The following is a 25,662-nucleotide window of genomic DNA, read 5'->3' on the forward strand; positions in this document are numbered from 1 at the left end:
CGTAACCCGTCCAGAAACGACGGAAAACCACCCGATTTCAAACGGAGACTGCACATGAGCACTATCAGCATCATCGGTTCGGGAGGCATGGCCGCGGCTGTCGGCGGCCGTATCGCCAAGGCCGGACACACCGTCGAGGTGGTCAGCCGCGATCCCGCCAAGGCACAGGTGCTTGCCGACACGCTCGCATCCGGAGCGATCACAGGGACTTACGGCGCCACCCCGGCGGGCGAGATCGTCATTCTCGCCGTACCGTACACCCATGCGCTGGCGGTACTGGCCGACTTTGGGAAAGCGCTAGACGGTAAGGTGATCATCGATATCACCAACCCGGTCGCTCCCGATCTCTCGGGCCTCGTTACCCCTCACGGCAGTTCCGGCGCGCAGGAAATCGCCAAGGTCGCCCCGGTCAGCGCGCATGTCGTCAAGGCGTTCAATACCCTCTTCGGTCATGTACTTGCTAAGGATAAACGCCTCGACGCGTTCATCGCGGCGGACGATGCGCACGCCAAGGCGAGCGTCTCGACCCTCCTTGAGAGTCTCGGGCTGCGTCCGTTGGATGTCGGCGGCCTACCGATGGCCCAGACGCTCGAGTGGCTCGGTTTGATGATGATCGGCCTGGCTAAAAACGGCGCCGGCACCTGGGACATCGCCATGAATGTCGATATCGGCTGAATCACCGACACCACGTCCTCACCTGCAGCACCCTATCGCTCTTGAACAGTGTGGTTATGCCGGATGCAGACGTTACCAACCGCCGCCTCGGAGATCAGCAGTGACCTTCGAGGCGGCGCCACGGTGTCCTGCGATCATTGCCCTTTGAGCGCGATTGCCACTGCTGCTGAAAGTGAAGTCGTGGCCCTGCCGATCAGCGTCGAAAGCTGATGGCTATCATCGAAAAGTGCGCCTTGGGATGCGTTGACATCGTAGCCCGCCAGGGCCTGTGCGAGTGGCTCCGGGAGGCCGAAATTGATTAACGCAGAGGCGTAGTCAGTTTCAGGCAAGTTCTTGTAGGGAATGTTCCTACCCGTTTGCCGAGAAACCTCGGCTGCGAGTTCCGATAACGTCCAGGCGCTGTCACCCGCCAACTCGTAGACCTTCCCCTCTTGATCGTCGCGGGTGAGCACGACGGCAGCGGCCTGGGCGAAATCTTCCCGTGTCGCCGCAGAAATCTTTCCGTCACCTGCGCTGCCGATAAATTCACCGGCCGATAACGCGCCAGCGATAAAGCCGGTGTAGTTCTCGGTATACCAACCATGACGCAATATCGTGAATGCCAACCCCGATGCTGTGAGCTCGGCTTCCGTTTGCCGATGCTCCTCGGCGAGGCTCAATGAAGAGGTATCCGCGTGCAGTACACTGGTATAAACGACGCGACCCACACCGGCCTGCCTTGCTGCGTTGATGACATTTCGATGCTGTGAGAGTCGCTTACCTATTTCGCTTGAGGAAATGAGTAGAAGCGTGTCGACTCCGCTGAGCGCCGCGACCAGGGTTTGCGGATTGTCATAGTCGGCAACACGTGCCTCCACGCCTAGATCACTCGCCTTGTCAGGGCTGCGCACCAGCGCGACCAGGTTGGACGCGGGTACTTTTTGCTTGAGTTGCTGGACAACGAGGCGGCCAAGTTGGCCGGTGGCTCCGGTGACGGCGATCATGAGGGGTTCCTTTTACAAAAAGTGATAGAGCAGGCAGAGTAGGGCCTTAACTAACTTTTCGTAAGTACGTACCTAAAGGTAAGTAAGCATGCCGGATTCCGAGCCCTCTGGAGCAACCCGTCCCGCAACAGTGGCCAACCGACTGCGCAGCGGTGAATTATTCGACCCGGATTGTCCCTCGAGGGTCGTGCTCCAGCACGTCAGCAGCCGCTGGGGAGTATTAGTATTGGTGGCCTTGCTCGCGGGTACGCATCGCTTCAGCGATCTGCGTCGCAAGATTGGAGGCGTCAGCGAAAAGATGCTTGCGCAGACCCTCCAGTTTTTGGAACTCGATGGTTTCGTCCTGCGCAAATCCTATCCGGTCGTGCCACCCCACGTTGAGTACAGCCTCACCCCTATGGGAACTGAAGTAGCCCGCCATGTCGAAGGCCTGGTTGACTGGATCGAAGGCAATCTGCCAAGGATTTTGGATGAACAACGCTCTCGCCAGATTTCATAACGGGCTTGCGACCTCTGATTGATCACTCAGGCGGGACCTTAGGCAAGAGTCCCTCCAATCCGATAGTCAGGCGGTCAGTTCCCGATTCATGGCAACAATGTCCTCGTGTGTGAAATGGCCACCGGGCGTCATGAACGTGACCATCAGGGCATCCCGGTTTTGAGGCGCCCTCAACTTATCTGCCGCGCACAAGGCCGATTTCAACGCTGGCAACTTGAGTTCGGTGCAATAGGCAGGTGTACCTGGTTGCTGACGCCACGAGTCTTCCAGGCCACCAGCGGCAAGCGCGGTGAAGCCGGTATCCTCTACTAGATCTTGCGCGATCCTCTGAGCATTGATGTCACCGCCAGCGACAGGTAAGGCTATGCGTGAGGAGGACCCGACGGGTTGGCCGTGATCGGCAAGCGTTGCTGCGAGGACCGCGTTCCATGCCTTAACAACCGGGTGGCCAATCTGCTCGCTTACCCAAACGCTTTCGGGCTTGCCGTCGTCCACTTCTTTGATCGCCCCGTCTCGTTCGGGATAGTAATTGGAGGTGTCGATGATGACGACCCTCTCGGGAATACGGCTCAATGTTTGCCGCAGATCCGGGTACTTTGCAAAGGGGATCGAGAGGATCACGGCTTCCACATCGGACACTGCATCTTCTTTGGTCACCGCGTGTACACCGATTTTGTTCGCAAGGTTCTCAAGGGTATGGGGACTCTTCGAGTTTGCCAGTTTGACTTCATGGCCGCACGCAGCGAGCTTTCGAGCAAGAGTTGCGCCAATGTTGCCTGCGCCGATAATTCCGATTTTCATTTCAATCGCATCCTCACCTACGAACAATAATCAAGCTATTAAGCGGTGCCGATCAATTCTTGAGCGCTGCGAATGAGCGCTTCAAATTGATTTTCCATGGCACCTCTCTCGAGATCCATCATGGCGACGGCGAACTTATCTGTTTAAAACTGAGCACGCTGAGCGAGCACCCATTGAGTGTCCAGGTAAGCAGCAGAGGCTACTCATACGGTTGACGTCATTCTGCCGGTGGTTTGTAGCCCGCAAGCATTTTCAAGACCTCATCATGTGATCCGCTCGCTTCAGCAAACCGTAAGGGCTTGGCGCGTTCGACGACAAGTTCCCGTGGGGTCGGAGAGATTTCGAGCAGTTCGAAGACTTCATCCAAAAACTCCTCCAGGGGCATGGCGTGTTCGTCGTTTTCCTGCCCCAGTAAAGTGGTACGCACCCCCGGCGGCGCAAGCTCTATAACCTCAACCGGCGAGCTCTCTAGCTGCACTCGAAGACTTTGAGTGAACGAGTGAACTGCAGCTTTGGTTGCGCTGTAGGTAGGTGTTGCAGGCAGCGGGACAAATGCCAAGGCCGAACTGACATTCACAATCGTTGCACTGGGCTGCTTGATCAACTGGGGAGTGAACGCGTAAACCATACGAATCGTGCCAAGTAAGTTCGTGGTCACGATATCTTCGGCCGTGCTCAGGCTTTGCGGATCAGTCAGATCCTCCCAGTGCATGATCCCGGCGTTGTTTATAAGGACGTTCAGATTCGGATGGCTGGTCGCAAGCGCTGTGCAGCTGCGCTGGATGGATTGTGGATCGCAGACGTCCAGCACGACGGATTCAATCCCCGGATGCTCCGACACGATCTTGTCGAGCAGAGCCTTGCGACGTCCTGCAATGATGACGGTGTTGCCCGCCTTGTGAAGCCTGAGCGCCAGACCGAGGCCGATGCCTGAGGTGCCGCCAGTAACCAGAATCGTGTTGCCAGTGCTGTTCATAGTAAACTCCAGAAACCACGCTTAAACGGACAGGTGTCCGCTTGATCAAAATTACCGGACAATTGTCCGATTAGCAATGCAATGAAGGAAAACTTTGCCCATGACCGACGAATTGGTGATGCGTTCTGACGCCAAGAAAAACCGCGAACGGATACTGGAAGTCGCTGTGCTCGAGCTGACCAGCGATCCTGCGGTTGCGTTGAGCACGATCGCGAAGAAGGCCGGGGTGGGGCAGGGCACGTTCTATCGCCACTTCGCCACCCGAGAGAAACTGGTATTCGAGGTCTATCAATTCGAGATGCAACAGGTGGCATCGTTGGCGGAACAGCTTCTCGCGACAAAACCGCCCAAGGAGGCCCTGCGGGAATGGATGGACAGCCTCGCTGAATACGCAATGACAAAGGCAGGACTCGCTGCTGCGATTCAACAAGCTGCGTCTGTTTACGAGTTCCCAGGGAAATCGGGATACGCTCCAGTCCAGGCCGCCGCCGAGTTGCTTTTGAGGGCGAATGAAAAGGCCGGAACTATTCGTAGCGGGATTACCAACGACGATTTCTTTCTAGCCATTGCTGGCATATGGCAAATGGATGCCCAGAGTGAATGGCGCTCGCGTCTCGCCAGATTGATGAACCTGGTGATGGATGGTCTGTGCGCTGGCAGCCCCGAGAGCCTGAAGAAAAACGTGTAGCCTTTAGGGCAGGCCTATTACCAGCAACCTTGTGGTCACTCTGCCCGCCTGTTTCAGGGGCAATTTGAATCGTACCCTGACTTCAAGTAGGTCTTGGCCCACTCACGATAGTTATCCGAGAGCGTGTATTTTGAAAGCAGCTCAGGAAGGGAAAGCTCGCTTGCGTGTGTGCCGCTTTGTTCGCGCAGCGCCTCGTAGGTCGCTTTGATTGCGGACAAATAAGGGGCATGCCCATTGACCACGACCCGCACATTGGCGGCACTCAGTTTCTCGACATCGCTCAGGGCCGGATTGCCGTAGTTGATCAGCATGATTGGCACGCTGAGGTGTGCCGTGAGTGCTTCCAGGTGCTGGAAATCCTTAACGCCAACCAGGCAAATCGCATCTGCTCCGGCCTTCTGATAGGCCGCAGTGCGAGCGATGGAGTCTTCCAACGTGGTAGCGGCCACATTCGTTCTGGCAATGATGCTGAGCGCATCATCTGAACGGGCAAATCGTGCAGCGTAGATCTTGGCTGCGGCTTCTTGCCTTTCGATAAGCACGTTCGACTGCTCGTCGTACTTGGCCGGTAGGTGGGTGTCTTCCAGCGTCAGGGCGGCAACACCGGCTTTCTGAAGCTCGGTCACTGTTCGCATGACATTAAGTGCGTTACCGAACCCATGATCAGCATCGCCGATGATTGGGATTTGACTGGCCCGCCCGACTCTAGAAACCTGTTCGACGTACTCATCAAGCGTGAGCAGTGCAATGTCAGGTGCCCCGAGCACTTGAAGCGAGGCGACGGAACCACCTTGGATGGCAACCTCAAAGCCAAGGTCGGATGCCATGCGAACCGAGATAGGATCGAATACGGACGCGGCAAATTTACAGGCGGTTCCGTGAAGTAAGTCACCAAACGTCTTGCGCAATTCATGATGAGATCGCTCGATCATTTTTTCGGCTCCATCCACTTCAATTCGCGGTCTTCGTTGGGATCGTCCCGCGTTGAACGAGACCTGGAAATCACGACCGGTCATGGCCATGGTTGACGCGCAAATGACCGGTAAGCTGTGCTGATTACTTTTGCGGCAACAGTGCTTTGCGCACTGCTTTTTGGTGTTTCATTGCGGCAATTTCATGCTCGCAGGCTTCGACGTCAAAGGAGTTGTCCCATTTGGCAATGGCGATGGTGCCGATACCGTTGCCGATCAGGTTGGTCACGGCACGCGCTTCGTTGAGGAAGCGGTCGATGCCCAACAACAGGACAAGGCCTACCAGCGGAATGGAGTGGATGGTCGTGAGCGTTGCCGCAAGGGTTATGAACCCGGCACCCGCGACGCCAGCGGAGCCTTTTGAGGTCAGCAGGAAGACACCCAGCAGAATCATCTGATCCATAAACGTCAGGGGCGTATTGGTTGCCTGTGCGATAAAAATCGCCGCCATGGTGAGGTAAATGCAGGTGCCATCTGCATTGAACGCATATCCAGTGGGTAGCACCATGCCCACCACTGACTTCTTGCAGCCCAGCTTTTCAAGTTTCACCATCATTCGCGGAAGCACGGCCTCGGTTGAGCAGGTGCCAAGTGTGATGAGAATTTCATCTTTGAAATAACGCAGAAATTGCATAAGCGGCATGCCCGACCATCTAGCGACCGTCCCCAGTACGACCACGATGAAAATCAAGGTGGTGATGTACAGCGCGACCAGCAACTGGCCGAGTGACAGCAAGGTACCAATTCCGTACTTGCCTATCGTGAACGCCATCCCGGCGCCGGCGCCAATCGGCGCCAGGCGCATAACCATTGCTACGATCTTGAACAGCCCTTGCAGAAACAAGTCGATGGTATTGATCAGCGGTTTGCTGGTTTCACCCATTTGAACGAGGGCGATGCCCATCAATACCGAAATCAAGATGACCTGAAGCATGACGCCATTCGAGAATGCGCCAATGAAGGTGCTCGGGATGATGTTGAGAAAGAAATCGATAGTCCCGCCCTGCTCACTGGCGGCTTGGCTGTACTTGGCGATAGCGCTGGCATCAAGCGTGGTAGCGTTGATATTCATCCCGGCGCCTGGCTTTACGACATTGACCACAATAAGGCCGATGACCAGCGCAATGGTTGAAAGGATTTCAAAGTAGAGCAGCGCCTTCACGCCGATCCGCCCAACCTCCTTGATGCTGCCCATCTTGGCGATACCCACCACGACAGTACCGAAAATAATCGGCGCCAACAGCATTTTGATGAGTTTGATAAAACCATCCGCAAAAGGTTGAAGCTTGGCTCCGAATTGCGGTTCAAAGTGACCGATTGCAGCGCCGATGACGATACCGATCAGCACCTGCACATACAGCTGGCTGTACCAGCGGGACTTGGACATTTCCACGGAAGCACCTCATTTTATTTTTGTGATGGGCATGTGGTTTGGCGTCAGTGGATGACGCCTGAGTCTGCGGCCCCTTTAAAAGAAACCGCAGGCCGAGGTTGATCAGCCTTCGCCTAGCTCGCGCATGACTGCGTACAAGGCGGACTTGGCTTCGAAACCAACACCTGGAATATCCGGCAGGCCGACATAACTATTTTCCACCTTGATTCCGTCGGCGAAGCCGCCGAAAGGCTGGAACACGTCGGGGTAGGATTCGTTGCCGCCCAGGTGCAGGCCGGCTGCGATGTTCAGGGACATCTGGTGGCCACCATGGGGAACCACGCGGCGGGAAGACCAACCCATGTCTTCCATCACTTTCAGGGTGCGCATGTACTCCACCAGCCCGTAGGACAGGGCGCAGTCGAACTGGAGGAAGTCGCGATCAGGGCGCATTCCACCGTGACGCAGAAGGTTACGGGCATCCTGGTGGGAGAACAGGTTTTCCCCGGTGGCCATGGGCAGCTCATAGTGATTGGCGAGCTCAGCCTGAAGTGCGTAGTCCAGCGGGTCGCCGATCTCCTCGTACCAGAAGAGGTTGTACTGCTTGATGGCTTCCGCGTAAGCAATACCGGTCTGTAGATCGAAACGACCGTTGGCATCGACCGCCAGTCGACGACCGTCACCCACCACTTCAAGCACCGCTTCGATGCGACGAATATCCTCATCCAGCGGTACTGCCCCAATCTTCATTTTGACGACGTCGTAGCCACGATCCAGATAGCTCTGCATTTCTGCTTTGAGCTTGGTCTGGTCTTTACCTGGGTAGTAATACCCACCGGCTGCGTAGACCCAGACCTTGTCATCTGCCACGCCGTTACGGTAGCGGTCAGCCAGCAGGCGATACAGAGGTTTGCCCTCAATCTTGGCGACGGCATCCCATACAGCCATGTCGATGGTGCCAACCGCGACCGAGCGCTCGCCGTGGCCGCCTGGCTTTTCGTTGGTCATCAGGGTTTTCCAGATGGCGAACGGATCCAGGTTGTTGTTTTCATGGTCGACGAGCGTGTCAGGATCAGCTTCCGTGATACGCGCCAGGAAACGATCCCGCATCAGAGCGCCTTGGCCATAGCGGCCATTGGAGTTGAAACCGTAGCCGATGACGGGTTTGCCATCGCGAATCACATCGGTGATGACCGCGACGACCGAGCAGGTCATCTTGGAAAAATCGATATAGGCATTGGCAATCGGGGAGGCAATGGAAACTGTTTTTTCACGGATGTCTACGATACGCATGACGGGCTCCTCTTGTTGTTTGTGGCCCCACGTTATGCTTTGCGATGTCACCCGCCCAATGCTATTAATGCCGGACCCTATGCACAGGAGGCATGGCCCCTTGGAACTCGTTTGGCTTGAAGATCTTTCAGCGCTTGCGGAGTACGGCAGCTTTGTCCGTGCCGCTGAGGCACGCCATGTTACTCAGCCAGCCTTCAGTCGAAGAGTACGCTCACTGGAGAATTGGATGGGCGTCGAGTTGTTTGTGCGCACACCACAAGGCGCAACCCTTACCGAGGCCGGAAGGCAAATTTTGCCCAGTGCTCAGGAAGCGGCCCGACACTTGTACAGGATGCGCAACGAGGCTCAAGAGGTAGCAGGAATCGCCGCCAAGTCGTTGCAATTCGCGGCAACTCATTCGCTGTCGTTTACGTTTTTTCCCAAGTGGTTTCGAAGCTCAGAAAACGGTGCCCCCATTGAGGCAGTGAAACTGCACTCGGACAGCATGGCCGTTTGTGAGCAGATGCTGATACATGGTCAGGTTCAATTCCTGCTCTGCCACCGCCATCCCGACGTTCCGCCTTTACTGGCGCCTGATCAGTTCACCGGCAAGAAGGTGGGGGAGGACGTCCTCGTTCCGCTTGCGAGTGCTTCCACTCACTTCGGCACCTCGCCCGCGGCATTGCCATACCTCGCATACACCCATGAGTCTGGATTGGGACGTATCGTCGCCCACAGGTTGCGTGGCAAGGAAGATTACCTTCACCTCAAGCCGCTTTTCAGCAGCCACCTTGCAGCGGTACTCATGTCCATGGCCCTGGAAAGCAAAGGTGTGGCGTGGCTGCCCAAGAGCCTTACCGAGCAGGAAGTTCTTGATGGGCGCTTAGTCAGAGCGCTCGACGAAAGCTGGGACATACCTCTGGAAATTCATCTGACCCGCCCGAAAGCAATCCTCAGTCAATCTGCTGAAGAGTTTTGGAGCCGGGCGGGTAGTGACCCGCAAGCTCCCACATGACGAGCGCCCAGTTACACGCAATGCCCAAGCGGGTCTTTATCTTCACGTCGGATGACTGAGCGACGGAGGTTTTCTGGTTCCCGCGGCAGAGTTTAACCAGAGCAGCATTGCGGCGAGAGAGGCGGCGACTATCAGCGTAAGCCACATGATGACCAGCAGGGTGAAGGTGACACTGTTGTTTAACTCACGAAAAATGCCGAAGGCAAAAGCCGTGTACCAAGACACCCCCGAAACTGCACCGGATGCGAGAAACAAGGCCGCTCTTTTGCGGGACACGCCAAAGAGCAGGGGGCGACTCAGGTCGCGTAGGGCTTCTGGCAGCACAAGCGCGTGGATGATTATTCCATTGATGGTCAGGACGATCACCACAATGACTTTCGCCCAGAGTTTGGGGTTTTCAAACTTTTCCGGCGACTCCATCGCGTAAAGGGCAAGGAAACCAAGGCCTGAAAGCCACAGGAGGCAGAGTCCAATAGTGACTGCGTCGCTGATGAAGTGAAAGGTGCGTCCGATTTCAACCGGGAGGCTGCCCCGGCGCATCCAACGCAAGATCCAGAGGTCCAGCATCGTCGCCCCACCGAGACCGAAGCACATGCCGAGCAGGTGTATACCTATAAGGAGTGTCAGCACCTTTAGCTGTGGGAGTGGAGCCGGCAATGGAACGCTCAGCGCGAGTGTGTCGGCGAGTAAGTAGCCACTGCCGGACAGCGCAAGCAGGCCGCCTAAAATCATGAAAGACGTGCGTATCTTCATTTATTACGGCCTTGGGCGAGTGTTTTTAGTTGGACGCGTGCGCAGTTTGTTTACCGGAACAGGCAGATCAAGCGGCTGCTATCAGCAGCGTTGCTGCAACCAGGAAGATAGGTTTCGGGTTAAATGAGGCCAGCGACGATAGCGCCACATCAGCAGGTTGCACCGGCGTAGACCCTGCTCAGGAAGGGACCGGTGCTTGGGCATCGATCAGGCTCCGGCTCTTCAGTTCCTCCCAAAAGGCTGCCGGGATACCGACCTTCATCGCCTGCACATTGGAAACGATCTGCCCCGGCGTGCGGGCACCCGGAATGATCGCTGACACTTGCGGATGTGCTGCCGCGAACTGCAGGGCGGCAGTATGAATGTCGATGCCATGTCGTTTGGCAACCGCCATGATTCGCGCGCGCTTTTCCACCGCTCCGGCAGGCAGATCCAAACTGAAGTTGTATCGGCTGCGTCCTCCCAGGAATCCATCGTTCAGTGGTGTTCCAACCACAACGCTGGTGCCCTTCCTGCTCAACGCCGGAAAGGTGTTGCGCAACGCATCGCCGTGCTCGAGCAGGGAATACTGGCAGGCAAGCAACACGATATCGGGAGTCGGGTCATCACCGGCCATCGCCTGGACCACAGCATTCGGCGTATTGACGCCGAAGCCCCAAGCCTTGATGAGCCCCTCGTCACGCATCTTTTCAAGTTCGACCATCGCCCCTGTGCGCGCAATGCGATACGCCGCTTCCCAACCGCCTTCCAGTTCGCTGTTATCGGGCGAGATGTCATGGATAAACACGATATCGATACGCGGCAGCCCCAGCCGCTGCAGGCTGTCTTCCACGGAACGCCGTGCGCCTGCCGCGGTGTAGTCATACCGGTAGTTGAAGGGCGCGGGTGACTTCCAGATGGCATGGTCCGCGCGCGGGCCACCCGCGGCAGTCAAAACCCGTCCTACCTTGGTGGAGACCACATAGTCGTTCGGATTTTTGCCGTGCAGAAAGCGGCCTACCCGATATTCACTCAAACCAAACCCGTAGAACGGCGACGTGTCGTAAAGCCTTACACCCGCGTCCCAGGCGGCCTGTAGAACCAGGCCCGCCTGCTCGTCGCTGAGCGGCGCAAAGATATTGCCAATCTGTGTCCCGCCCATGCCAAAGCGTTGAGGCGTCATGTATCGCAGGGTAGGCGAAGGTGAATTAAGGGGCAGGCCTGTGCGCACTGGCCGGCCTTCCGTACGCATCACGCTCCCGCGCTCTGTCAGTAAAGAGGGCGCTGGGGCTGCCGGACTGGCGACACTCGTGGCTGGCAGCAAAGTGGCTGCAACAGTACCCACTGCCGAGTAAGTAAGAAAATCTCGTCTGTCCATCCAACGTTCCTTTCGCGACCGAGGTTTCACGGGATCATCGAAGCCGGTATTCGTACTGGAAGTTAGAACAACGAGGGTTGGCCGGGTGACCCTAATACGCCATATTTTTTGCACAATCCTGCCGATGCGCTTGTGTTGGTCACGCACTCTCAGCAGACTCGAACATTCCGTAAACAGGGGCGCATGTGATGACGAGCGGTTCCTTCTCGCAGTTCGGTTCCGGCCACCTGCATTCTCTGACGTTGCGCGATCCTATACAGCCCAACGAGCGTCTCCAGGCACTGAGACGGCTGATCGAAAAAGTCACCCGGCAGATTGGCTTGAACGAGGTCTGCAAAACATCCATTCCAGGCCTGGCCTTTTATCGAATGGCTGAGCTGGGTACGCCCACTTACTGCATTTATGAGCCTTGCGTGGCCATCATTCTGCAGGGGGCGAAGGAGATCACGTTCGGCGAGGAGGCCTGTGAGTTCGGGCAGGGGGCGTTCTTCGTCACGTCGGTCGACATCCCCACACTGGCCCGCGTTACCGCCGCCAGCGAGGCAACCCCCTATTTATCCGTGGTGTTGAAGCTCAACCTTTCCATGCTCAACGAGGTGATCCAGACCTTGGCCCCCCCCACGCAGGAAATGGCTACTCAAGCGCGGGGCTTCGTATCCGGTGCGGCGTCGAGTGAGATGCTCGATGCATTCGCTCGACTCGCTACGCTGATCGAACGGCCGCTTGAAGCAGGCTTGATGTCGGATCTGATCAAGCGGGAAATATGCGTTCGGCTGTTGTTAAGTGGTGCAGGGCAGTGGTTGCGCAGCGTCACCCGCGACGGTTACCGAGACAAGGGCATCGTGAGAGCCATTGAATGGCTGAAACATCACTACGACAAACCGCTGCACGTGGCCGATCTCGCCGAACGATCAGGAATGGCCAGCTCTACGCTGCATCACAGTTTTCGCAAGCTGACAGGCACCAGCCCTGTCCAGTATCAAAAGGCGTTACGGCTGCAAGCCGCACGCAGCCTGATGTTGACCGATCGTGTTGACGTGAACACCGCCGCGTTGCGCGTCGGCTATGAAAGTGTCGCTCAATTCAGCCGTGAATATGCCCGGCGTTTCGGAGCCCCACCCTCGAGAGACATCAAGCACGTACGGGAGCAGGGCGGACTGCTCGACTAGCGACGCTTCAAAGGGGAATGTGGGTGGTCGACAAGACCTGACGCAAGCCCATGAACGATCGAATCTGGCGAACCCCAGGCAGGTAAAGCAACTGTTCCGCGTGGAGCCGGTTGAAGCTGTTGCTGTCCTTGGTTCGTATCAACATGAAGTAGTCGAACTCCCCCGTCACCACATGGCACTCCATACAGCCGGACACTTTTTGTGCGGCTGCCTCGAATGCGGCGAAGGATTCCGGTGTGGAGCGGTCCAGCACCACGCCGATCAACACCACCATCCCCGCATCCAGCACGACATTGTCGAGCAGCGCGACTATGCCTTTGATCAGGCCGACTTGCTTGAGCCGCTCGACGCGCCTGAGGCACGCCGGTGCACTCAATTTCACCTTCTCTGCCAGCGCCACATTGGAGATGGAGGCATCTCGCTGCAGGGCCTTGAGAATGGCGCGGTCGGTTCGATCCAGCGGTTGCGGCACCGGGGCTGATACGCTTGGCTTCTTGCGAGTGTTTATTGCGTTCATGACTGTTTATTCGCAATTAAAGTATGTTTGCTATTTATAGCGAGAAATTATAGTTCTTTAAGTGCTAGAAGTTTGCAACACATCTTTTTGGAAATCTTCTTAATATTGAACTCATCGAAGCCCGTCTGAAAGAACCTGGAAGGCAACCTTTGCCTTTCGGTCTGGCGCTTTGATGTCCAGTAATCAAGGAGCCGCGTCATGAACCTGAATCGTTTTAAACGTTATCCGTTGACCTTCGGTCCTTCTCCCATCACGCCCTTGAAGCGCCTCAGTGAACACTTGGGTGGCAAGGTCGAGCTGTATGCCAAGCGTGAAGACTGCAACAGTGGCCTGGCCTTCGGCGGGAACAAAACGCGCAAGCTCGAATATTTGATTCCCGAAGCGCTCGAGCAAGGCTGCGATACCTTGGTTTCCATCGGCGGCATCCAGTCGAACCAGACCCGCCAGGTGGCCGCCGTTGCCGCTCACCTGGGCATGAAGTGCGTGCTGGTGCAGGAAAACTGGGTGAACTACTCCGATGCGGTATATGACCGCGTTGGCAATATCGAAATGTCTCGCATCATGGGCGCCGAGGTACGACTGGACGCCGCCGGGTTCGATATCGGCATTCGGCCCAGCTGGGAGAAGGCCATGGACGATGTGGTGGCGCGGGGTGGCAAGCCGTTCCCGATACCGGCGGGTTGTTCCGAACACCCCTACGGCGGCCTTGGGTTCGTCGGCTTTGCCGAGGAAGTGCGAGCGCAGGAAAAACAACTGGGGTTCACGTTCGACTACATCGTGGTCTGCTCTGTGACCGGCAGTACCCAGGCCGGCATGGTCGTCGGTTTCGCCGCGGACGGCCGTTCGAAGAACGTTATCGGCATTGATGCCTCGGCCAAGCCGGAGCAGACCAAGGCGCAGATCCTGCGTATCGCCCGGCACACCGCAGAGTTGGTGGAACTGGGCCGTGAGATCACCGAAGACGATGTGGTGCTCGATACACGTTTTGCCTACCCGGAATACGGTTTGCCCAACGAAGGCACGCTGGAAGCCATTCGTTTGTGCGGGAGCCTGGAAGGTGTGCTGACCGATCCGGTGTACGAGGGCAAATCCATGCACGGGATGATTGAAATGGTCCGCCGTGGTGAGTTCCCCGAAGGCTCCAAAGTGCTGTATGCGCACTTGGGTGGGGCGCCTGCGCTGAATGCCTACAGCTTCCTGTTTCGCAACGGCTGATTAACACCAAAAAACCAGGGAGCTCACGAGCGATGGGTGAGTCGGCATCAATATTGAATGTCACGACCCCATCGTCGAATCGCCACCCGGAGCACGTTGCTCCTATTCAACCGCCGGGAGTACCGCCATGCATGCGATAACGCAATCCGCAGTCTGGATCAAGGAGCCTTCGGCAGATGCCGGAGTGGTGATCGTTACCAGCGCCGCGTTGCCCCCGTACATGATCGACAAGCTGCATGTGGCGATAGATGAGTGGGACCAGGTGGCTTATCTAGCCATCAAACAATCCGAGGCGTTGAGGCTCGATTGGTTGCAGGTCGGGTCCAGCCCGGAGCCGTCCGACGGGGCCTACGCGTGCCATGCCAGTCAACTGTTGCGCGGCGTCTCCCACGGCAGCTTTTTACTGGATGTCGAAACTGGCACGGATTCCGGCATGACGTGGCTGGGGTCCGTCTTTGGTCATCCGCTGCGCGTGGTCGAGCTTGGAAAAGCAGCCTCCACCACTGCACAGATGGATCAACAGGTGGAGGCGGTGTTAGCGGCGACCCGAAGCCTGGCGAAAAGCGTGTTGCAGGCACGCGGCGTCATTTAACCAATGACCTGGTCCATTCGCCTGTTGGAACCATAAAGGCATCGCTTATGAGCCAAACTGTCGATTGTCGTCCCAACGCAATGAGGTGGATGCGCGAGCCATCAAGTTGCACGCGCATCGTGGTCATCGTGTGCGGACTTGATAGCGCTCATATTGACTTGATTCATCAAGGGTTCAGCTGTTTTGACAATGTTGCGCTGCTCCATGTCGATGCGGTGGATACCGTGCCTGGCAAGCACGTTGATGTGCAAGTGGCCAGGAGTGACTGTTCTTTTGTCGTGCTCGGTGAACTGGATGAACGTGTATTGCATAGCCTTTCCATGGGTAAGCGATGCCTCTACTCCATAGCGCCAGACGTGTCGGCCGAATGTTCGGTGATTGCAGCAGTAGAGCAGGTCAAAAACTTCGCCCGAGTGAGCCATTCCCGTCACCTTGAAACGATACCCGACAGCGCCAGGCGCTGCCTGTGAACCTGTCGGAGACCTCACGTAGAAAACCATGACCTCAAACGCTGTCGCCGACCGCCAGAATGGTCGCCACCAGGGCCAGGGCGCGAGGCACCAGGGTGTCCAGCTCCAGGTATTCACGATCGGTGTGGACCTTGCCGCCCACCGGGCCGAGCCCGCACAGGGTTGGAGCGCCCAGGCTGGCGGTGAAGCCGGAGTCGGCGCAACCGCCGGTGAATTCGCCTTCGACGCTGAAACCCAATGCCAGTGCTTTTTGTTGGTAGAGGCGCAGCAGTCGTTCGCTGTGGCGTGCTTCCATCGGTAGAAAGGTCGTCGCTTCCTTGAGGACGGCGTGGGTGCCGATCAGTTCTTCTTCGGCGACGATGGCCTGGATTGCGCTGAAGATCCGATCCCAGTGCTTGAGTTCGATGAAGCGCACGTCCAGCCGCGCGCAGGCGCTGGGCGCGACGGTGTTGCTCGACGTACCACCGGATATCAGCCCAACGTTAGTGGTGATGCCGGCCGGGTAATCGGTCAAGGCATGCAGCTTGACGATCTTGCGTGCCAGGGCCTCGATGGCGCTGGCCCCGTCGGCATGGTTGACCCCGGCATGCGCCGCGCGGCCGCTGACTTCGATGATCAGCGTGGCCCCGCCTTTGCGTGCGCTGACCACGTTGCCGCTGGCCCGGCCGGGTTCGGTATTGAGCACGGCGCGGGCGGCACGGGCGGCGTTTTCGATATGGGGCCTGGCGCTGCCGGAGCCGATTTCTTCGTCGCCGGTGTACAGGACCTGCACCGGATAGGGCAACCGGCCGGCGCGCTTGAGTGCTTTGAGCGCGAAGCAATTGAGCACCAGGCCGCCTTTCATGTCGGCGACGCCGGGGCCATAGGCGAGGTTGGCGTCACGGCTGTAGCCGCGAGTCGTGGTGGTGCCCCTGGGGAAGACCGTGTCGCGATGGCCCAGCAACAGCACCGGTTTTCCAGGATCGCCTGGCACTTCGGCGAGCAGCACGTCACCAAAACCCTCGACCGGTATGCGCTTGAGCAGGATGCCGTCGGCCTCCAGTTCAGCCGCGAGCAGGGCGCCCACGGCGTCGACACCCGCCTTGTCATAGCTGTTGGAGTCGGTGTCGACGATGCGCCGCAGCAACGCTTCCATGGCTTGGCGCTGGTCGGCAAGCCAGTCCAGGGCCTGTTGTGGCGTGGCGCTCATTGCGCCTGCTCCCGTAACTGATGTTCCCGGGTCAGGCGTGCCGCGTCGTTGCCCAGGTCCCAGAACAGCCCGGCCATGATTTGCAGGCTTTCCTTGACCACCGGCGCCAGCAAGTGCTCGTTCGGCGCATGTTGTGAACAGGCCGGGTACGAGTGCGGCACCCACAATGTCGGCAGGCCGAGCACGTCCGCGAACACGTCGTTGGGCAGCGAACCACCGAGGTTTGGCAGCAGCGCAGGTTTTTTGCCGGTGGTCTGTGCCAGGGAGCCGAGCGCCCAATCGACCCAAGGGCTCTGCGGGTCCAGCCGAGTGGCATGCATCACATCGATGCGGCTTTGCTTGACCTCGACATTGCTGAAGCCATGCGCATCCAGGTGGGTACGTACCGCCGGGATAAAGGTCGTGTAGTCGCTGTCGACCACGAAGCGGATATGGCAGTGGGCGTTAGCCTTGCCGGGAATCGCATGCACCGGGGCGTCTGGGTTGCCGGTCTTGAAGGCGATGACGTCGAGGGTGTTCCAGCCGAACACCTTTTCGCTCAGCGAAAGCGCCGGGTTACCCCAGTTGGCGTCGATGTCCGGATCGCCCGGTCCGCCACCCACGGCAATATCGGCCAGCGCCTGCCGAACCGGCTCCGGCAGTGTCTCGGGCATCAGGCCCGCCACTTTCACCCGACCGTGTTCATCGACCATGCTCGCGATGGCATTGGCCAGGATGATGCCGGGATTGGCCAGCAACCCGCCCCAGTTGCCGGAGTGGTGGGCGCCTTCACGTAAATTGACCACCAGCTCGAAGTTGAAGACCCCGCGCGAGCCGAGAAAAATCGTCGGGCGTGATGCCGCCAGGCGCGGGCCGTCCGAGGCGATGAAGATATCCGCCGCAAGCTCTTTACTGTGGGCGGCACAGAATGCGTTCAAGCCCGGCGAGCCTTCTTCTTCGCCCATTTCCAGCAGCAGCTTGACGTTGAAACCCAGCTGGCCATCGCGCGCCTTGAGCGTTTGTTCCAGGGCGGTCAGGTTGATCAGGTGCTGGCCTTTGTTATCCGCCGTGCCGCGGCCGTACCAGCGATCGCCTTCGGCAATGACGTGCCACGGCGACAGGCCTTCGCGCCATTGCGCCTCATAGCCGCGCACCACATCACCGTGGCCGTAGCTGAGCACGGTCGGCAGGTCCGGGTGTTCAATGCGCGTGGCGATCATGAAGGGGCCGCGCTCGGCCACCGGGTTGTCATAGATCTTGACGCTGAAACCCATTGCCTCGACATGTGGGGTGATGAACTCATTGAGGTAGCGATACAGCTCGGGCTGGCTGTCCGCTGCCTGGCTTTCGGTGTGCAGGGCGACGCTGCGTTGGAGCAGATTGAAGAATTCGCCGTTGTCGAATTGCGCTGTGGTGTTGCTGATAGCCAGTGAACGACTCATGAGTGGACAAGCTCCAGTGTTTGGGCAGAAGTGTCGTGAAGGTGGCAACGCACGTTGCCGCCGATAAGCGGACCATTGGCCGGGTAGGCCGTTTTGCAGGGGGCGAAGCAGCTCGGGCAGCGCGGGTGGAAGGCGCAGCCGGACGGCGGTGACATGGGGTTGGGGAAGGTGCCGTGCAGCCCGATCTCGGGAATGCCCAGGCGCGGATCGGGCGTGAGCACCGAATCCAGCAAGGCGCGGGTATATGGGTGACCGGGTTGAGCGAACAACGATTCGCGCGTGCGTTCTTCGACGATGCGCCCCAGGTACATCACGGCGACCCGGTCGGCGAGGTGTTCGATGACCGCCAGGTTATGGCTGATCAGCAGATAGGTCAGGCCGAATTCACGCTTGAGGTCCTGCAGCAGGTTGAGAATCTGCGCCTGCACCGACACGTCCAGCGCTGAGGTGGGCTCGTCGCAGATCAACACGTCAGGGCGCATGATCAGCGCCCGGGCAATCGCCACCCGCTGGCGTTGCCCGCCGGACAGCTGGCTCGGGTAGCTGTCGATCACCCGCTTGGGCAGGCCGACCACATCAAGCATCGCTTCGGTCTTCCTGCGTCGTTCTGCGGTGCTGCCGATGTCATGCACGATCAGCGGCAGGGTAACGATTTCGCGCAGGGTCTTGCGTGGATTCAGCGAGGAATACGGGTCCTGGAAAATCGGCTGGATATGCCGGGACATTTCCTTGCGATCAGTCGCCGCCAGGTGTTTGCCATTGACCAACACGTCGCCGCTGGTGGGCGGCAATAGACCGAGCAACATCTTGGCCAGGGTACTTTTGCCGCAACCGGACTCGCCCACCAGACCGAGGGTCTCGCCACGCATCAGGCGCAGGGAAACGCCATCCACGGCCTTCAGGGTGGCGGCGGGTTTGAAAAAGCCCTGGTTGATCCGAAACTCACGGCGGATGTCACACAGCTCCAAAGCGATGTTTTTTTTCATGACCTTGCACGCTCCTGAAGGCGAATCGGTGCCGGTGCCGGGGCAGCGAACAGGCAGCGCGCCATGTGCCCGTCCTGTTCGACTTCGGGGATGTGTTGCGCGCAGGCCGGGATCGCCTGACCGCAACGATTGCGGAACGCACACCCTTGCTGTTCGCCGACCAGGCTCGGCACCAGGCCTGGAATCGAACCCAGCGCCTCACCCGGTTTGGTCCGGCCAGGGATTGGAATACTCGCCAGCAGACCCCGGGTGTACGGATGCTGCGGATTCTCGAACAGTTGCAGGGCAGGGGCGGTTTCGACGATTTCCCCGGCATACATCACGGCGACCCGGTCGGCGATCCGTGCCACCAGCCCAAGGTCGTGGGTGATGAAGATCACCGCCAGGCCGAGTTCTTTCTGGATGTCGCGGATCAAGCGCAGGATCTGCGCTTGAATGGTCACGTCCAGGGCCGTGGTGGGCTCATCAGCGATGATCAGGTCCGGTTCGCACATCAACGCCATGGCGATGATCACTCGCTGGCGCAGCCCGCCGGAAAGTTGATGCGGATACTGGCGCAAGCGCTCGGTGGCATTGCTGATCCCGACCTTCTCCAGCATCTGCGCGGCGCGCGCCAGGGCCTCCTTGCGTGAGACCTTGCGATGCTGGGTCAGTACCTCGCTGAGTTGATCGCCAATGCTGTAGGCCGGGTTCAGCGAGGTCATCGGCTCCTGGAAGATCATCGCCAGGCGGTTGCCGCGCAGGTCGCACATGCGCCGCTCGCTCTGGCCGAGCATGTCGATGCCGTCCAGCGTCAGCCGGGACGCGGTGCGTTTGGCCTTGCGTGGCAATAGGTCCATCAACGCCAGCGAGGTCAGGGATTTGCCGCAGCCGGATTCCCCGACGATGCACAGCATTTCACCGCGCTCGACTTCAAAACTCAGGCCGCGTACGGCATGCAGCATGTCATCCGGCGTCGGGCTGTTGCCCATGGGGATGTCCACGCGCAGGTTTTCTACATGGAGTAGTGCCATGTTCGGTTCCCTCTATCAGTTACGGCGGTCTATCAGTTACGGCCGTCGGGCAGGATCAGATCGCGCAGGCCATCGCCGACGAGGTTGATGCCCAGCACCAGAATCATCAGGGCGACGCCGGGAATGGCGATGACCCACGGGGAAAAGAACATGTAGGGCTTGCCTTCCGCGATCATCAGGCCCCAGGACGGCGTCGGTGGCTGCACGCCAACCCCGAGGAACGAGAGGGCCGACTCCAGCAGGATCGCGTGGGCCATTTCCAGCGTCGCGACGACGATCAGTGCGCCTACCAGATTGGGCAGGATTTCACTGACCAGAATGCGCAGGGTCGAGCAGCCGAGCGCCTGGGCCGACGCCACATATTCAGCATCGCGAATCTGTTGCACCGAGGCCCTGACCACCACCGCGAAGCGATCCCATAACAGGCAGCCGAGCAGCACGATCACCACTTTCAGTGAGCCGCCCATCAGCGAGGCCGAGGCCAGCGCGACCATCACCACCGGCATCGCCAGCCGGGTGGTGATCAGGTAGCTGATAAACCCATCGACCTTGCCGCCGTAGTAGCCCGCCAACAGCCCCATGAGCGTGCCGATAAAGCCGGAAATCAGCGCCGCTGCAATGCCGATGAACAGCGAAATACGTGCGCCGTAGAGCAGCCTCGACAGGTAGTCACGGCCCAGCTTGTCGGTGCCGAGCACGTATTCCCAGGTGCCGTTGGCCATCCATACCGGTGGTTTCATGCGCAGCATCACGTCTTGCGCATAAGGGTCGTAAGGTGCCAGCCACGGCGCGAACAGTGCACCCGCGAAGATGATCAGCAACAACACCGCGCCGATGGCGAAACCCCGATGCCGCAAGCTCTTGCCAAGCACTCGGCTCAGGCTGCTCGGTGGTGGCAGGTAGTCATTGATCGCAAGAGTAGTGGGGGTGCTCATGTAGGCCTCCTAGCGCACGCGAATACGCGGGTCGAGCAGTGCGTTGAGCACATCGGCCAGCAACGTGAGGATGATGTAGATCACTGCAATCAACAGGACCACGGCCTGTACCACCGGAAAGTCATCACGGGCGATGGCGTCCCAGGCAAGTTGCCCGATGCCCTGCAGGGAGAACACGGTTTCGATCACCACCGAGCCGCCGAGCATGAAGCCGAATTCCACCGCCGCCAGCGCGACGACCGGAATCAGCGCGTTGCGCAGTGCATGCTTGAACAGCACGCGGGCAGGGCGCAGGCCCTTGGCGCGAGCGGTGCGGATGTAATCGGAACTGAGCACATCAAGCATGCCGGCGCGGGTCAGGCGCATGATTGCCGGCGTCGCGTAGTAGCCCAGGGCAATGGCCGGCATGACGAAGTGCAGCAGGGTCGCGTTGCCGGACACCGGCAGCCACTTGAGCGTCACCGCGAACACCACGATCAGCATCAGCGCAAACCAGAAACTTGGCATTGCCTGACCCAGCACCGCGATGCTCAAGGCCAGCCGGTCAACCCAGGTGTCGCGTTTGACTGCGGCCAGCACGCCCAGTGGAATGGCCACCAGCAAGGCGATCCCCAGCGCCATGGCACCTAGCCCCAGGGTAATCGGCAAGCGGCTGGCGACGAGGTTGTAGACCGATTCCTGAAAGAAAAACGAGTTGCCCAGGTCCAGCCGCAGCAAATCGCCCAGCCAGTTGAAGTACTGGGTCGGCAGCGGTTTGTTCAAGCCGTACTGCACGCGAATCTGTTCGATCTGTTCGCTGGTGGCTTCCGGTCCGCCAATGGCAGTGGCGAGGTCGCCGGACAGGTGCAAAAGAGAAAAGCTGATCACCGACACGGTAATGGCAACGCAAACAGCGATGCCCAGGCGGCGCAGAAGGAATCCAAGCATGGCAAGTTTCCTCATATCCAATGGATGACAAGTGTGAGGACGTGTCCGTGGCGCACGAGAGTCCGTGCGCCCGGTTACGTATTACTTCCACGTGGACTCGACGAAACGCGGCAGCTCATCCGGGTACGGTGTGAACGCGAGTTCCGATGTGTAGGCGTAGTTCATCGAGTAGTTGAACAGCGGCGCCCAGTAGGCCTGCTCGCTGATGCGCTGCAAGGCCTTGCGGTAGTTGTCCTTGCGCACTTGCGGGTCGAGGGCATTGTCGGCGGTCTGCAACCAGCCCTGGACTTGTGGGTCCTTGATATTGTCGTCCGGATTGCCCTTGAACCAGGTACCGGCCGACGCCGAGGTGTCGAGGATCGAGAACGAGCCCCAGGCCTGAAACGACATGGGCACCTTGCCGCCACGTTGCTGATCGCGCAGGGCGGCGTACTTCAAGTAGCGCAGCTTGGCGTTGATGCCCACCGCGCGCAGGTTGCCGATGATGGCTTCGACGTAATCACGGTCGCGATAAGCGAAGATTTCTGTCTCGAAGCCATTTGGGTAACCGGCTTCGGCGAGCAGCGCCTTGGCCTTGGCGGGGTCATAGTCGTAGACCGTGGCTGCGGAGGTATCGCAACCGAACTGGCCGGGATAACAGGCAACCTGCAAGGGCTTGGCTTCGCCCCCCACCAATTGCGTGGCCAGCGCATTGCGGTTGATCGCATGGTTGATGGCCTGGCGCACCTTGAGGTTCTTCATCGGTGAGTTTTCAGTGGAGGTGCCCCGTGCATCAAGAATCAGGAAACCGATGCGCATGGTTTCGCCACTGGTGACGGTCAGGTTTGGCATACCTTTGAGGTCGACCGCCTGATCCGAGGTCACACGCCAGGTCCAGTCGACACCGTCGGTCATCAACTCGGCCAGGCGGGTTTCTGCATCCGGGATCACGCGGAACTTGAGGTGGCTGATGTGGGGCTTGCCTTGTGGGCTGTCCGGGAAGTAGTCCTTGTTGATCTCCATGGTCACGCCTTCGCCGGCCACCACCGACACGGCTTTATACGGCCCGGTGCCAATGGGCTTGCGACTGAATTCGGCCAGGCCGACCTTCTCGAAGTACTGCTTGGGAAATATCGGAACGGCGTTGGACAGGTATTCCAATGCCGGCGGGAAAGGCTTCTTCAAATACAGGCGGACGCTGTAGTCACCGGTTTTTTCGGCGCCCTTGATCCAGTCTACGTTTTGCACGGTAACGACTTTCGCTTCGGGCGACACCACGTAGTTGAGGGTGAACACCACGTCGTCGGCGGTGAAGGCGTCGCCGTTGTGAAATTTGACGCCCTTGCGCAGCTCAAAGTCGAGGGTGGTGTCGTCGACCTGCGTCCAGCTGGTGGCCAGCATGGGTTTGTATTCGCCGCTTTTGGGATCGCGGTAGATCAGGTTGTCCCAGATCAGCCGGCCGAGAATCACGCCTTCGCGTAAATCGTTGTGATAGGGGCTGATGTTTTCAGGCTCGCTGTCGGAAGCGTAAACCAGGGTGTCGTTGGCTTTGCCGGCATGTGCCGGAAAGCTGCTGATAAGGCCCATCAGCGCGATACTGCAGGCGAAACCTTTGATGCCCATGCCGTCGTCTCCGTTGGCGAGAGTGGTTGAATCAAAGGGCAGCGAATCGCAAATGCGTAGAAGGAGGAGGAAAAGGTCGGGCGCTGTTTTTTTTGGTCTGGACACGAATGTAGGGAAGGGCTATCAATGCCGCAAGCACAATATTTCGATACTTCCTTTGCCGAAAAGGCAATCCTTGGGGGCTCCGATGCAGCTGTATGGCGTGCAGTCCACGGCACTGCGCTATTTTCTTGAAGTCGCCCGATGCGGATCGATCAGCGAGGCCTCAATGCGGCTGAATGTGGCGGCATCAGCGGTGAGCCGGCAAATTTCCAAGCTTGAGTTGGCCCTGGATGCCAGCCTGTTTGAGCGTCGTGCCCGCGGCATGGTGCTCAGCGAGGCGGGGGCGCGACTGGCGGCTTATGCGCGCAAGTCGCAGCTTGAGGCCGAGCAGGTGGTGCTGGAAATTACCGAGTTGCATGGCTTGCAACGCGGCCATGTGCATGTTGCTTGTTCGGAAGGATTTGCCCTGGAATACATGCCCAGGAGCATCAGCGCGTTCAGGCGTGAGTATCAGGGCATTCATTTTACGCTGGAGGTCTGTGCGCCCGCTGAAGCGACCGAGAAGGTTCGCTCCGGTGAAGCCGATCTGGCAATGACGTTCAGCCTGACGCCGCAAAAGGAAATCAAGGTCGAACATGTTCTGAGCGGGGCGATTTTTGCCGTGGTCTCCAATGCCCATCCCTTGGCCGGGCGTGAGTCTGTCAACCTCGCCGAGTTGCAACCCTGGCCCATTGCGTTACCCAAGGCCGACACTACGATACGGCAACTCTTCGACATCTGTTGCGGCGTCCAGGGGTTGTTGTTCGACCCGGTATTGACCACCAATTACGTTGCCGCGCTCTACAGTTTCGTCCGTGAAGAGGGAGGCATCAGCCTGGCCAGCGAAATGACCTTGCACCAACAGGTGGCGGACAAGCAGTTGCAATGCTTGCCGATCCTTGATGAAGGCATGCAGGCGCGGCGCATCGAACTGCAAAGCATGGCTGGGCGCAATCTACCGGCGGCGGTTTCGGCGTTCCGGGATTTTCTGATCGTTGAGCTGGCGAAGGCGAAGCGGCTTTGAAAAGATGAGGTTACTCCCATCTTCCACCTTGGAAGATCAGCGAGTTTTTCTGTGCTGACTGATGCTTAACGCATAGAGAACACGCTCAAGGATGAACTCCCTGGCTTCCGGATGTTTGAATGCTCTCATGAACAGCAACCTATGGTTTGAGATTTAAAAGGTGTGCGTCTGCTATCGAGTTCTAATGCTCGGTAATGCCTATTTCTTGAAGGCCTCAAGGTTTTCACGGAGCCAGGCGGACAGCGAACGCGGTGGAGTACCCGTGAGGTCTTCAACCGTAAAGGTTCGTTCTGTCAGTATGGAATCATGGAAGATGCGATCGAGCCCCACGAGAATCTCGGCTACAAACGGGGAGAGTCCATCGGCAACTAGCGCTGAATGCTGTGCGGCTGGAGACCGATGGGTATAGGCGACTGTGTGGCCTAACAGACTGGATAATTCCTCGGCAACTTGCGGCATTGTCCAGTTTCGCGGCCCTGTCAGGTGATACGCACGTTGTGAGCCTTCTGCTACTTCCTCCAGTAATGCTATGCGCGCCGAGTCCGCTACATCTCGAGTGTCTATAAGATTTACACGTCCATTGCCTGCGGCGCCGGCCCAAGTGCCCGTTGCAACAGCGTTGCCAGCACGCTTGAGCACGTCCATGAACGTGGTAGGTCTCAATACGGTAGAGGCGATAGGTTGTTGACCCAGGTGGGCTTCTATCAATGAATGCCAGGCAAATGGATTGATAGGGGTCGATGGCCCCATAACCGAAAGCTTTACGATGTGCTGCACGCCCATTTCTACGGCAGCGTCAATAAGGGCAATCTCGTTGGCGACTTGTTGGGGTGAAGTACCGTGAGCAATGAACAGTTTCTCGACACCGGTAAGCGCTTTTCTGAGCGTTGCCGGCTGATCAAAATCCAACTCGGCAGCGACCACCCCTTGGGCAAAAGTGGTGGCTGATTTTTGCCGTGTGAGCGCCAGTAGGGTGACTGGGTCTTGCGCTAACTGACTGATCAATCGCCTGCCTACGCGGCCCGTCGCGCCGGCAACGGCGATGCTCAGTGGTTGCGTCCGATTGGTCGATTGATTGAGCATGATGAAATCTTCCTATATGGTGGAACGATCAGTCCAAGTATCCTGGTCTGATCGTTCCATGTTGTCAACGGAGGAT

The 25,662-nt window shown here is 58.4% G+C and carries 26 protein-coding genes; 9 read left to right on the forward strand and 17 right to left on the reverse strand.

Annotated elements, in window-relative coordinates; translation table 11 throughout:
* The first annotated feature begins 54 nt into the window (after positions 1 to 54).
* Positions 55 to 675: an NADPH-dependent F420 reductase gene (locus BB029_RS13730; RefSeq protein WP_065939587.1), complete on the forward strand. Its 621-nt coding sequence runs from the start codon at positions 55 to 57 to the stop codon at positions 673 to 675.
* A gap of 134 nt (positions 676 to 809) precedes the next feature.
* On the opposite strand, the gene BB029_RS13735 is transcribed toward BB029_RS13730, so the two are convergent.
* Positions 810 to 1,658 (reverse strand): SDR family oxidoreductase, encoded by an 849-nt coding sequence (locus BB029_RS13735; protein ID WP_065939588.1) that lies wholly within the window; start codon positions 1,656 to 1,658, stop codon positions 810 to 812.
* Positions 1,659 to 1,746: 88 nt separating this feature from the next.
* On the opposite strand from BB029_RS13735, the gene BB029_RS32185 reads away from it, so the two are divergent.
* On the forward strand, positions 1,747 to 2,157 hold the full coding sequence (locus BB029_RS32185; protein ID WP_083236413.1) for a helix-turn-helix domain-containing protein: 411 nt from the start codon (positions 1,747 to 1,749) through the stop codon (positions 2,155 to 2,157).
* A gap of 66 nt (positions 2,158 to 2,223) precedes the next feature.
* Here BB029_RS32185 and BB029_RS13745 read toward each other — a convergent pair whose 3' ends face one another.
* Positions 2,224 to 2,964 carry an NADPH-dependent F420 reductase gene (locus BB029_RS13745; RefSeq protein WP_256558287.1) on the reverse strand — a complete coding sequence of 247 codons (741 nt, stop codon included), beginning with the start codon at positions 2,962 to 2,964 and terminating at the stop codon, positions 2,224 to 2,226.
* A gap of 211 nt (positions 2,965 to 3,175) precedes the next feature.
* A complete protein-coding gene (locus BB029_RS13750) occupies positions 3,176 to 3,934 on the reverse strand; it encodes an SDR family oxidoreductase (RefSeq protein ID WP_065939591.1) in 759 nt (252 codons plus the stop codon).
* A gap of 100 nt (positions 3,935 to 4,034) precedes the next feature.
* Here BB029_RS13750 and BB029_RS13755 point away from each other — a divergent pair, with 100 nt between their 5' ends.
* Positions 4,035 to 4,622, forward strand: coding sequence for a TetR/AcrR family transcriptional regulator (locus tag BB029_RS13755; RefSeq protein ID WP_027603413.1), 588 nt, complete (start codon positions 4,035 to 4,037; stop codon positions 4,620 to 4,622).
* Positions 4,623 to 4,675: 53 nt separating this feature from the next.
* Here the strand turns inward: BB029_RS13755 and BB029_RS13760 are convergent, their stop codons facing one another.
* The 3 genes from BB029_RS13760 to BB029_RS13770 form a co-directional block, all read right to left on the reverse strand.
* A complete protein-coding gene (locus BB029_RS13760) occupies positions 4,676 to 5,554 on the reverse strand; it encodes an oxaloacetate decarboxylase (protein ID WP_027603414.1) in 879 nt (292 codons plus the stop codon).
* 124 nt (positions 5,555 to 5,678) lie between these two features.
* Positions 5,679 to 6,986, reverse strand: a complete 1,308-nt coding sequence (gene dctA / locus BB029_RS13765) for a C4-dicarboxylate transporter DctA (protein WP_027603415.1) — start codon at positions 6,984 to 6,986, stop codon at positions 5,679 to 5,681.
* A gap of 102 nt (positions 6,987 to 7,088) precedes the next feature.
* Positions 7,089 to 8,258, reverse strand: a complete 1,170-nt coding sequence (locus BB029_RS13770) for a mandelate racemase/muconate lactonizing enzyme family protein (RefSeq protein ID WP_065939592.1) — start codon at positions 8,256 to 8,258, stop codon at positions 7,089 to 7,091.
* Between the two features lie 100 nt (positions 8,259 to 8,358).
* Here BB029_RS13770 and BB029_RS13775 point away from each other — a divergent pair, with 100 nt between their 5' ends.
* Positions 8,359 to 9,252, forward strand: coding sequence for a LysR family transcriptional regulator (locus BB029_RS13775; protein ID WP_065939593.1), 894 nt, complete (start codon positions 8,359 to 8,361; stop codon positions 9,250 to 9,252).
* 42 nt (positions 9,253 to 9,294) lie between these two features.
* Here the strand turns inward: BB029_RS13775 and BB029_RS13780 are convergent, their stop codons facing one another.
* Positions 9,295 to 10,005, reverse strand: a complete 711-nt coding sequence (locus tag BB029_RS13780) for a hypothetical protein (protein ID WP_169899619.1) — start codon at positions 10,003 to 10,005, stop codon at positions 9,295 to 9,297.
* Between the two features lie 178 nt (positions 10,006 to 10,183).
* Positions 10,184 to 11,362 (reverse strand): aldo/keto reductase, encoded by a 1,179-nt coding sequence (locus BB029_RS13785; RefSeq protein ID WP_065939594.1) that lies wholly within the window; start codon positions 11,360 to 11,362, stop codon positions 10,184 to 10,186.
* Between the two features lie 188 nt (positions 11,363 to 11,550).
* Here BB029_RS13785 and BB029_RS13790 point away from each other — a divergent pair, with 188 nt between their 5' ends.
* Positions 11,551 to 12,531 carry an AraC family transcriptional regulator gene (locus BB029_RS13790; RefSeq protein ID WP_065939595.1) on the forward strand — a complete coding sequence of 327 codons (981 nt, stop codon included), beginning with the start codon at positions 11,551 to 11,553 and terminating at the stop codon, positions 12,529 to 12,531.
* 7 nt (positions 12,532 to 12,538) lie between these two features.
* On the opposite strand, the gene BB029_RS13795 is transcribed toward BB029_RS13790, so the two are convergent.
* Positions 12,539 to 13,048: an Lrp/AsnC family transcriptional regulator gene (locus tag BB029_RS13795; protein ID WP_065939596.1), complete on the reverse strand. Its 510-nt coding sequence runs from the start codon at positions 13,046 to 13,048 to the stop codon at positions 12,539 to 12,541.
* 198 nt (positions 13,049 to 13,246) lie between these two features.
* On the opposite strand from BB029_RS13795, the gene BB029_RS13800 reads away from it, so the two are divergent.
* The 3 genes from BB029_RS13800 (at position 13,247) to BB029_RS32190 (ending at position 15,325) form a co-directional block, all read left to right on the forward strand.
* Positions 13,247 to 14,263: a 1-aminocyclopropane-1-carboxylate deaminase gene (locus BB029_RS13800; protein ID WP_065939597.1), complete on the forward strand. Its 1,017-nt coding sequence runs from the start codon at positions 13,247 to 13,249 to the stop codon at positions 14,261 to 14,263.
* Positions 14,264 to 14,390: 127 nt separating this feature from the next.
* A complete protein-coding gene (locus tag BB029_RS13805) occupies positions 14,391 to 14,855 on the forward strand; it encodes a transketolase (protein WP_065939598.1) in 465 nt (154 codons plus the stop codon).
* Between the two features lie 47 nt (positions 14,856 to 14,902).
* Entirely contained in the window at positions 14,903 to 15,325 is a 423-nt protein-coding gene (locus BB029_RS32190) for a hypothetical protein (protein ID WP_083236414.1), read from the forward strand.
* A 34-nt stretch (positions 15,326 to 15,359) separates the two neighbouring features.
* On the opposite strand, the gene BB029_RS13815 is transcribed toward BB029_RS32190, so the two are convergent.
* From BB029_RS13815 to BB029_RS13845, 7 genes are all read right to left on the reverse strand, one after another.
* Positions 15,360 to 16,514 (reverse strand): M20 family metallopeptidase, encoded by a 1,155-nt coding sequence (locus BB029_RS13815; protein ID WP_065939600.1) that lies wholly within the window; start codon positions 16,512 to 16,514, stop codon positions 15,360 to 15,362.
* Positions 16,511 to 17,935, reverse strand: coding sequence for a M20 family metallopeptidase (locus BB029_RS13820; protein WP_065939601.1), 1,425 nt, complete (start codon positions 17,933 to 17,935; stop codon positions 16,511 to 16,513). Before BB029_RS13820 ends, BB029_RS13815 begins: the two co-directional genes overlap by 4 nt.
* The gene (locus BB029_RS13825; RefSeq protein WP_065939602.1) at positions 17,932 to 18,921 is read right to left on the reverse strand and encodes an ABC transporter ATP-binding protein; all 990 of its coding nucleotides are present in this window, start codon (positions 18,919 to 18,921) and stop codon (positions 17,932 to 17,934) included. The genes BB029_RS13820 and BB029_RS13825 overlap by 4 nt, the downstream gene beginning before the upstream one ends.
* Positions 18,918 to 19,934 carry an ABC transporter ATP-binding protein gene (locus tag BB029_RS13830; RefSeq protein ID WP_065939603.1) on the reverse strand — a complete coding sequence of 339 codons (1,017 nt, stop codon included), beginning with the start codon at positions 19,932 to 19,934 and terminating at the stop codon, positions 18,918 to 18,920. The genes BB029_RS13825 and BB029_RS13830 overlap by 4 nt, the downstream gene beginning before the upstream one ends.
* 32 nt (positions 19,935 to 19,966) lie before the next feature.
* Positions 19,967 to 20,869, reverse strand: coding sequence for an ABC transporter permease (locus BB029_RS13835; protein ID WP_065926124.1), 903 nt, complete (start codon positions 20,867 to 20,869; stop codon positions 19,967 to 19,969).
* A gap of 9 nt (positions 20,870 to 20,878) precedes the next feature.
* Complete coding sequence (locus BB029_RS13840; protein ID WP_065939604.1) at positions 20,879 to 21,796, reverse strand: ABC transporter permease; 918 nt, start codon at positions 21,794 to 21,796, stop codon at positions 20,879 to 20,881.
* Between the two features lie 81 nt (positions 21,797 to 21,877).
* Positions 21,878 to 23,398, reverse strand: coding sequence for an ABC transporter substrate-binding protein (locus tag BB029_RS13845; protein ID WP_065939605.1), 1,521 nt, complete (start codon positions 23,396 to 23,398; stop codon positions 21,878 to 21,880).
* A gap of 187 nt (positions 23,399 to 23,585) precedes the next feature.
* Here BB029_RS13845 and BB029_RS13850 point away from each other — a divergent pair, with 187 nt between their 5' ends.
* Complete coding sequence (locus BB029_RS13850; protein ID WP_065939606.1) at positions 23,586 to 24,503, forward strand: LysR substrate-binding domain-containing protein; 918 nt, start codon at positions 23,586 to 23,588, stop codon at positions 24,501 to 24,503.
* Positions 24,504 to 24,701: 198 nt separating this feature from the next.
* On the opposite strand, the gene BB029_RS13855 is transcribed toward BB029_RS13850, so the two are convergent.
* Complete coding sequence (locus tag BB029_RS13855; protein WP_065939607.1) at positions 24,702 to 25,586, reverse strand: NmrA family NAD(P)-binding protein; 885 nt, start codon at positions 25,584 to 25,586, stop codon at positions 24,702 to 24,704.
* Positions 25,587 to 25,662: the final 76 nt, after the last annotated feature.

It is taken from the genome of Pseudomonas sp. S3E12 (assembly GCF_001702295.1).
Lineage (GTDB): Bacteria > Pseudomonadota > Gammaproteobacteria > Pseudomonadales > Pseudomonadaceae > Aquipseudomonas > Aquipseudomonas marginalis.

What these genes read in the sequence shown, in the direction of transcription:
- BB029_RS13730 (WP_065939587.1), top strand. Translation starts at nt 55, where the DNA reads ATGAGCACTATCAGCATCATCGGTTCGGGAGGCATGGCCGCGGCTGTC.
- BB029_RS13735 (WP_065939588.1), bottom strand. Translation starts at nt 1,658, where the DNA reads ATGATCGCCGTCACCGGAGCCACCGGCCAACTTGGCCGCCTCGTTGTC.
- BB029_RS32185 (WP_083236413.1), top strand. Translation starts at nt 1,747, where the DNA reads ATGCCGGATTCCGAGCCCTCTGGAGCAACCCGTCCCGCAACAGTGGCC.
- BB029_RS13750 (WP_065939591.1), bottom strand. Translation starts at nt 3,934, where the DNA reads ATGAACAGCACTGGCAACACGATTCTGGTTACTGGCGGCACCTCAGGC.
- BB029_RS13755 (WP_027603413.1), top strand. Translation starts at nt 4,035, where the DNA reads ATGACCGACGAATTGGTGATGCGTTCTGACGCCAAGAAAAACCGCGAA.
- BB029_RS13760 (WP_027603414.1), bottom strand. Translation starts at nt 5,554, where the DNA reads ATGATCGAGCGATCTCATCATGAATTGCGCAAGACGTTTGGTGACTTA.
- BB029_RS13770 (WP_065939592.1), bottom strand. Translation starts at nt 8,258, where the DNA reads ATGCGTATCGTAGACATCCGTGAAAAAACAGTTTCCATTGCCTCCCCG.
- BB029_RS13780 (WP_169899619.1), bottom strand. Translation starts at nt 10,005, where the DNA reads ATGAAGATACGCACGTCTTTCATGATTTTAGGCGGCCTGCTTGCGCTG.
- BB029_RS13785 (WP_065939594.1), bottom strand. Translation starts at nt 11,362, where the DNA reads ATGGACAGACGAGATTTTCTTACTTACTCGGCAGTGGGTACTGTTGCA.
- BB029_RS13790 (WP_065939595.1), top strand. Translation starts at nt 11,551, where the DNA reads ATGACGAGCGGTTCCTTCTCGCAGTTCGGTTCCGGCCACCTGCATTCT.
- BB029_RS13795 (WP_065939596.1), bottom strand. Translation starts at nt 13,048, where the DNA reads ATGAACGCAATAAACACTCGCAAGAAGCCAAGCGTATCAGCCCCGGTG.
- BB029_RS13800 (WP_065939597.1), top strand. Translation starts at nt 13,247, where the DNA reads ATGAACCTGAATCGTTTTAAACGTTATCCGTTGACCTTCGGTCCTTCT.
- BB029_RS13805 (WP_065939598.1), top strand. Translation starts at nt 14,391, where the DNA reads ATGCATGCGATAACGCAATCCGCAGTCTGGATCAAGGAGCCTTCGGCA.
- BB029_RS32190 (WP_083236414.1), top strand. Translation starts at nt 14,903, where the DNA reads ATGAGCCAAACTGTCGATTGTCGTCCCAACGCAATGAGGTGGATGCGC.
- BB029_RS13815 (WP_065939600.1), bottom strand. Translation starts at nt 16,514, where the DNA reads ATGAGCGCCACGCCACAACAGGCCCTGGACTGGCTTGCCGACCAGCGC.
- BB029_RS13820 (WP_065939601.1), bottom strand. Translation starts at nt 17,935, where the DNA reads ATGAGTCGTTCACTGGCTATCAGCAACACCACAGCGCAATTCGACAAC.
- BB029_RS13825 (WP_065939602.1), bottom strand. Translation starts at nt 18,921, where the DNA reads ATGAAAAAAAACATCGCTTTGGAGCTGTGTGACATCCGCCGTGAGTTT.
- BB029_RS13830 (WP_065939603.1), bottom strand. Translation starts at nt 19,934, where the DNA reads ATGGCACTACTCCATGTAGAAAACCTGCGCGTGGACATCCCCATGGGC.
- BB029_RS13835 (WP_065926124.1), bottom strand. Translation starts at nt 20,869, where the DNA reads ATGAGCACCCCCACTACTCTTGCGATCAATGACTACCTGCCACCACCG.
- BB029_RS13840 (WP_065939604.1), bottom strand. Translation starts at nt 21,796, where the DNA reads ATGCTTGGATTCCTTCTGCGCCGCCTGGGCATCGCTGTTTGCGTTGCC.
- BB029_RS13845 (WP_065939605.1), bottom strand. Translation starts at nt 23,398, where the DNA reads ATGGGCATCAAAGGTTTCGCCTGCAGTATCGCGCTGATGGGCCTTATC.
- BB029_RS13850 (WP_065939606.1), top strand. Translation starts at nt 23,586, where the DNA reads ATGCAGCTGTATGGCGTGCAGTCCACGGCACTGCGCTATTTTCTTGAA.
- BB029_RS13855 (WP_065939607.1), bottom strand. Translation starts at nt 25,586, where the DNA reads ATGCTCAATCAATCGACCAATCGGACGCAACCACTGAGCATCGCCGTT.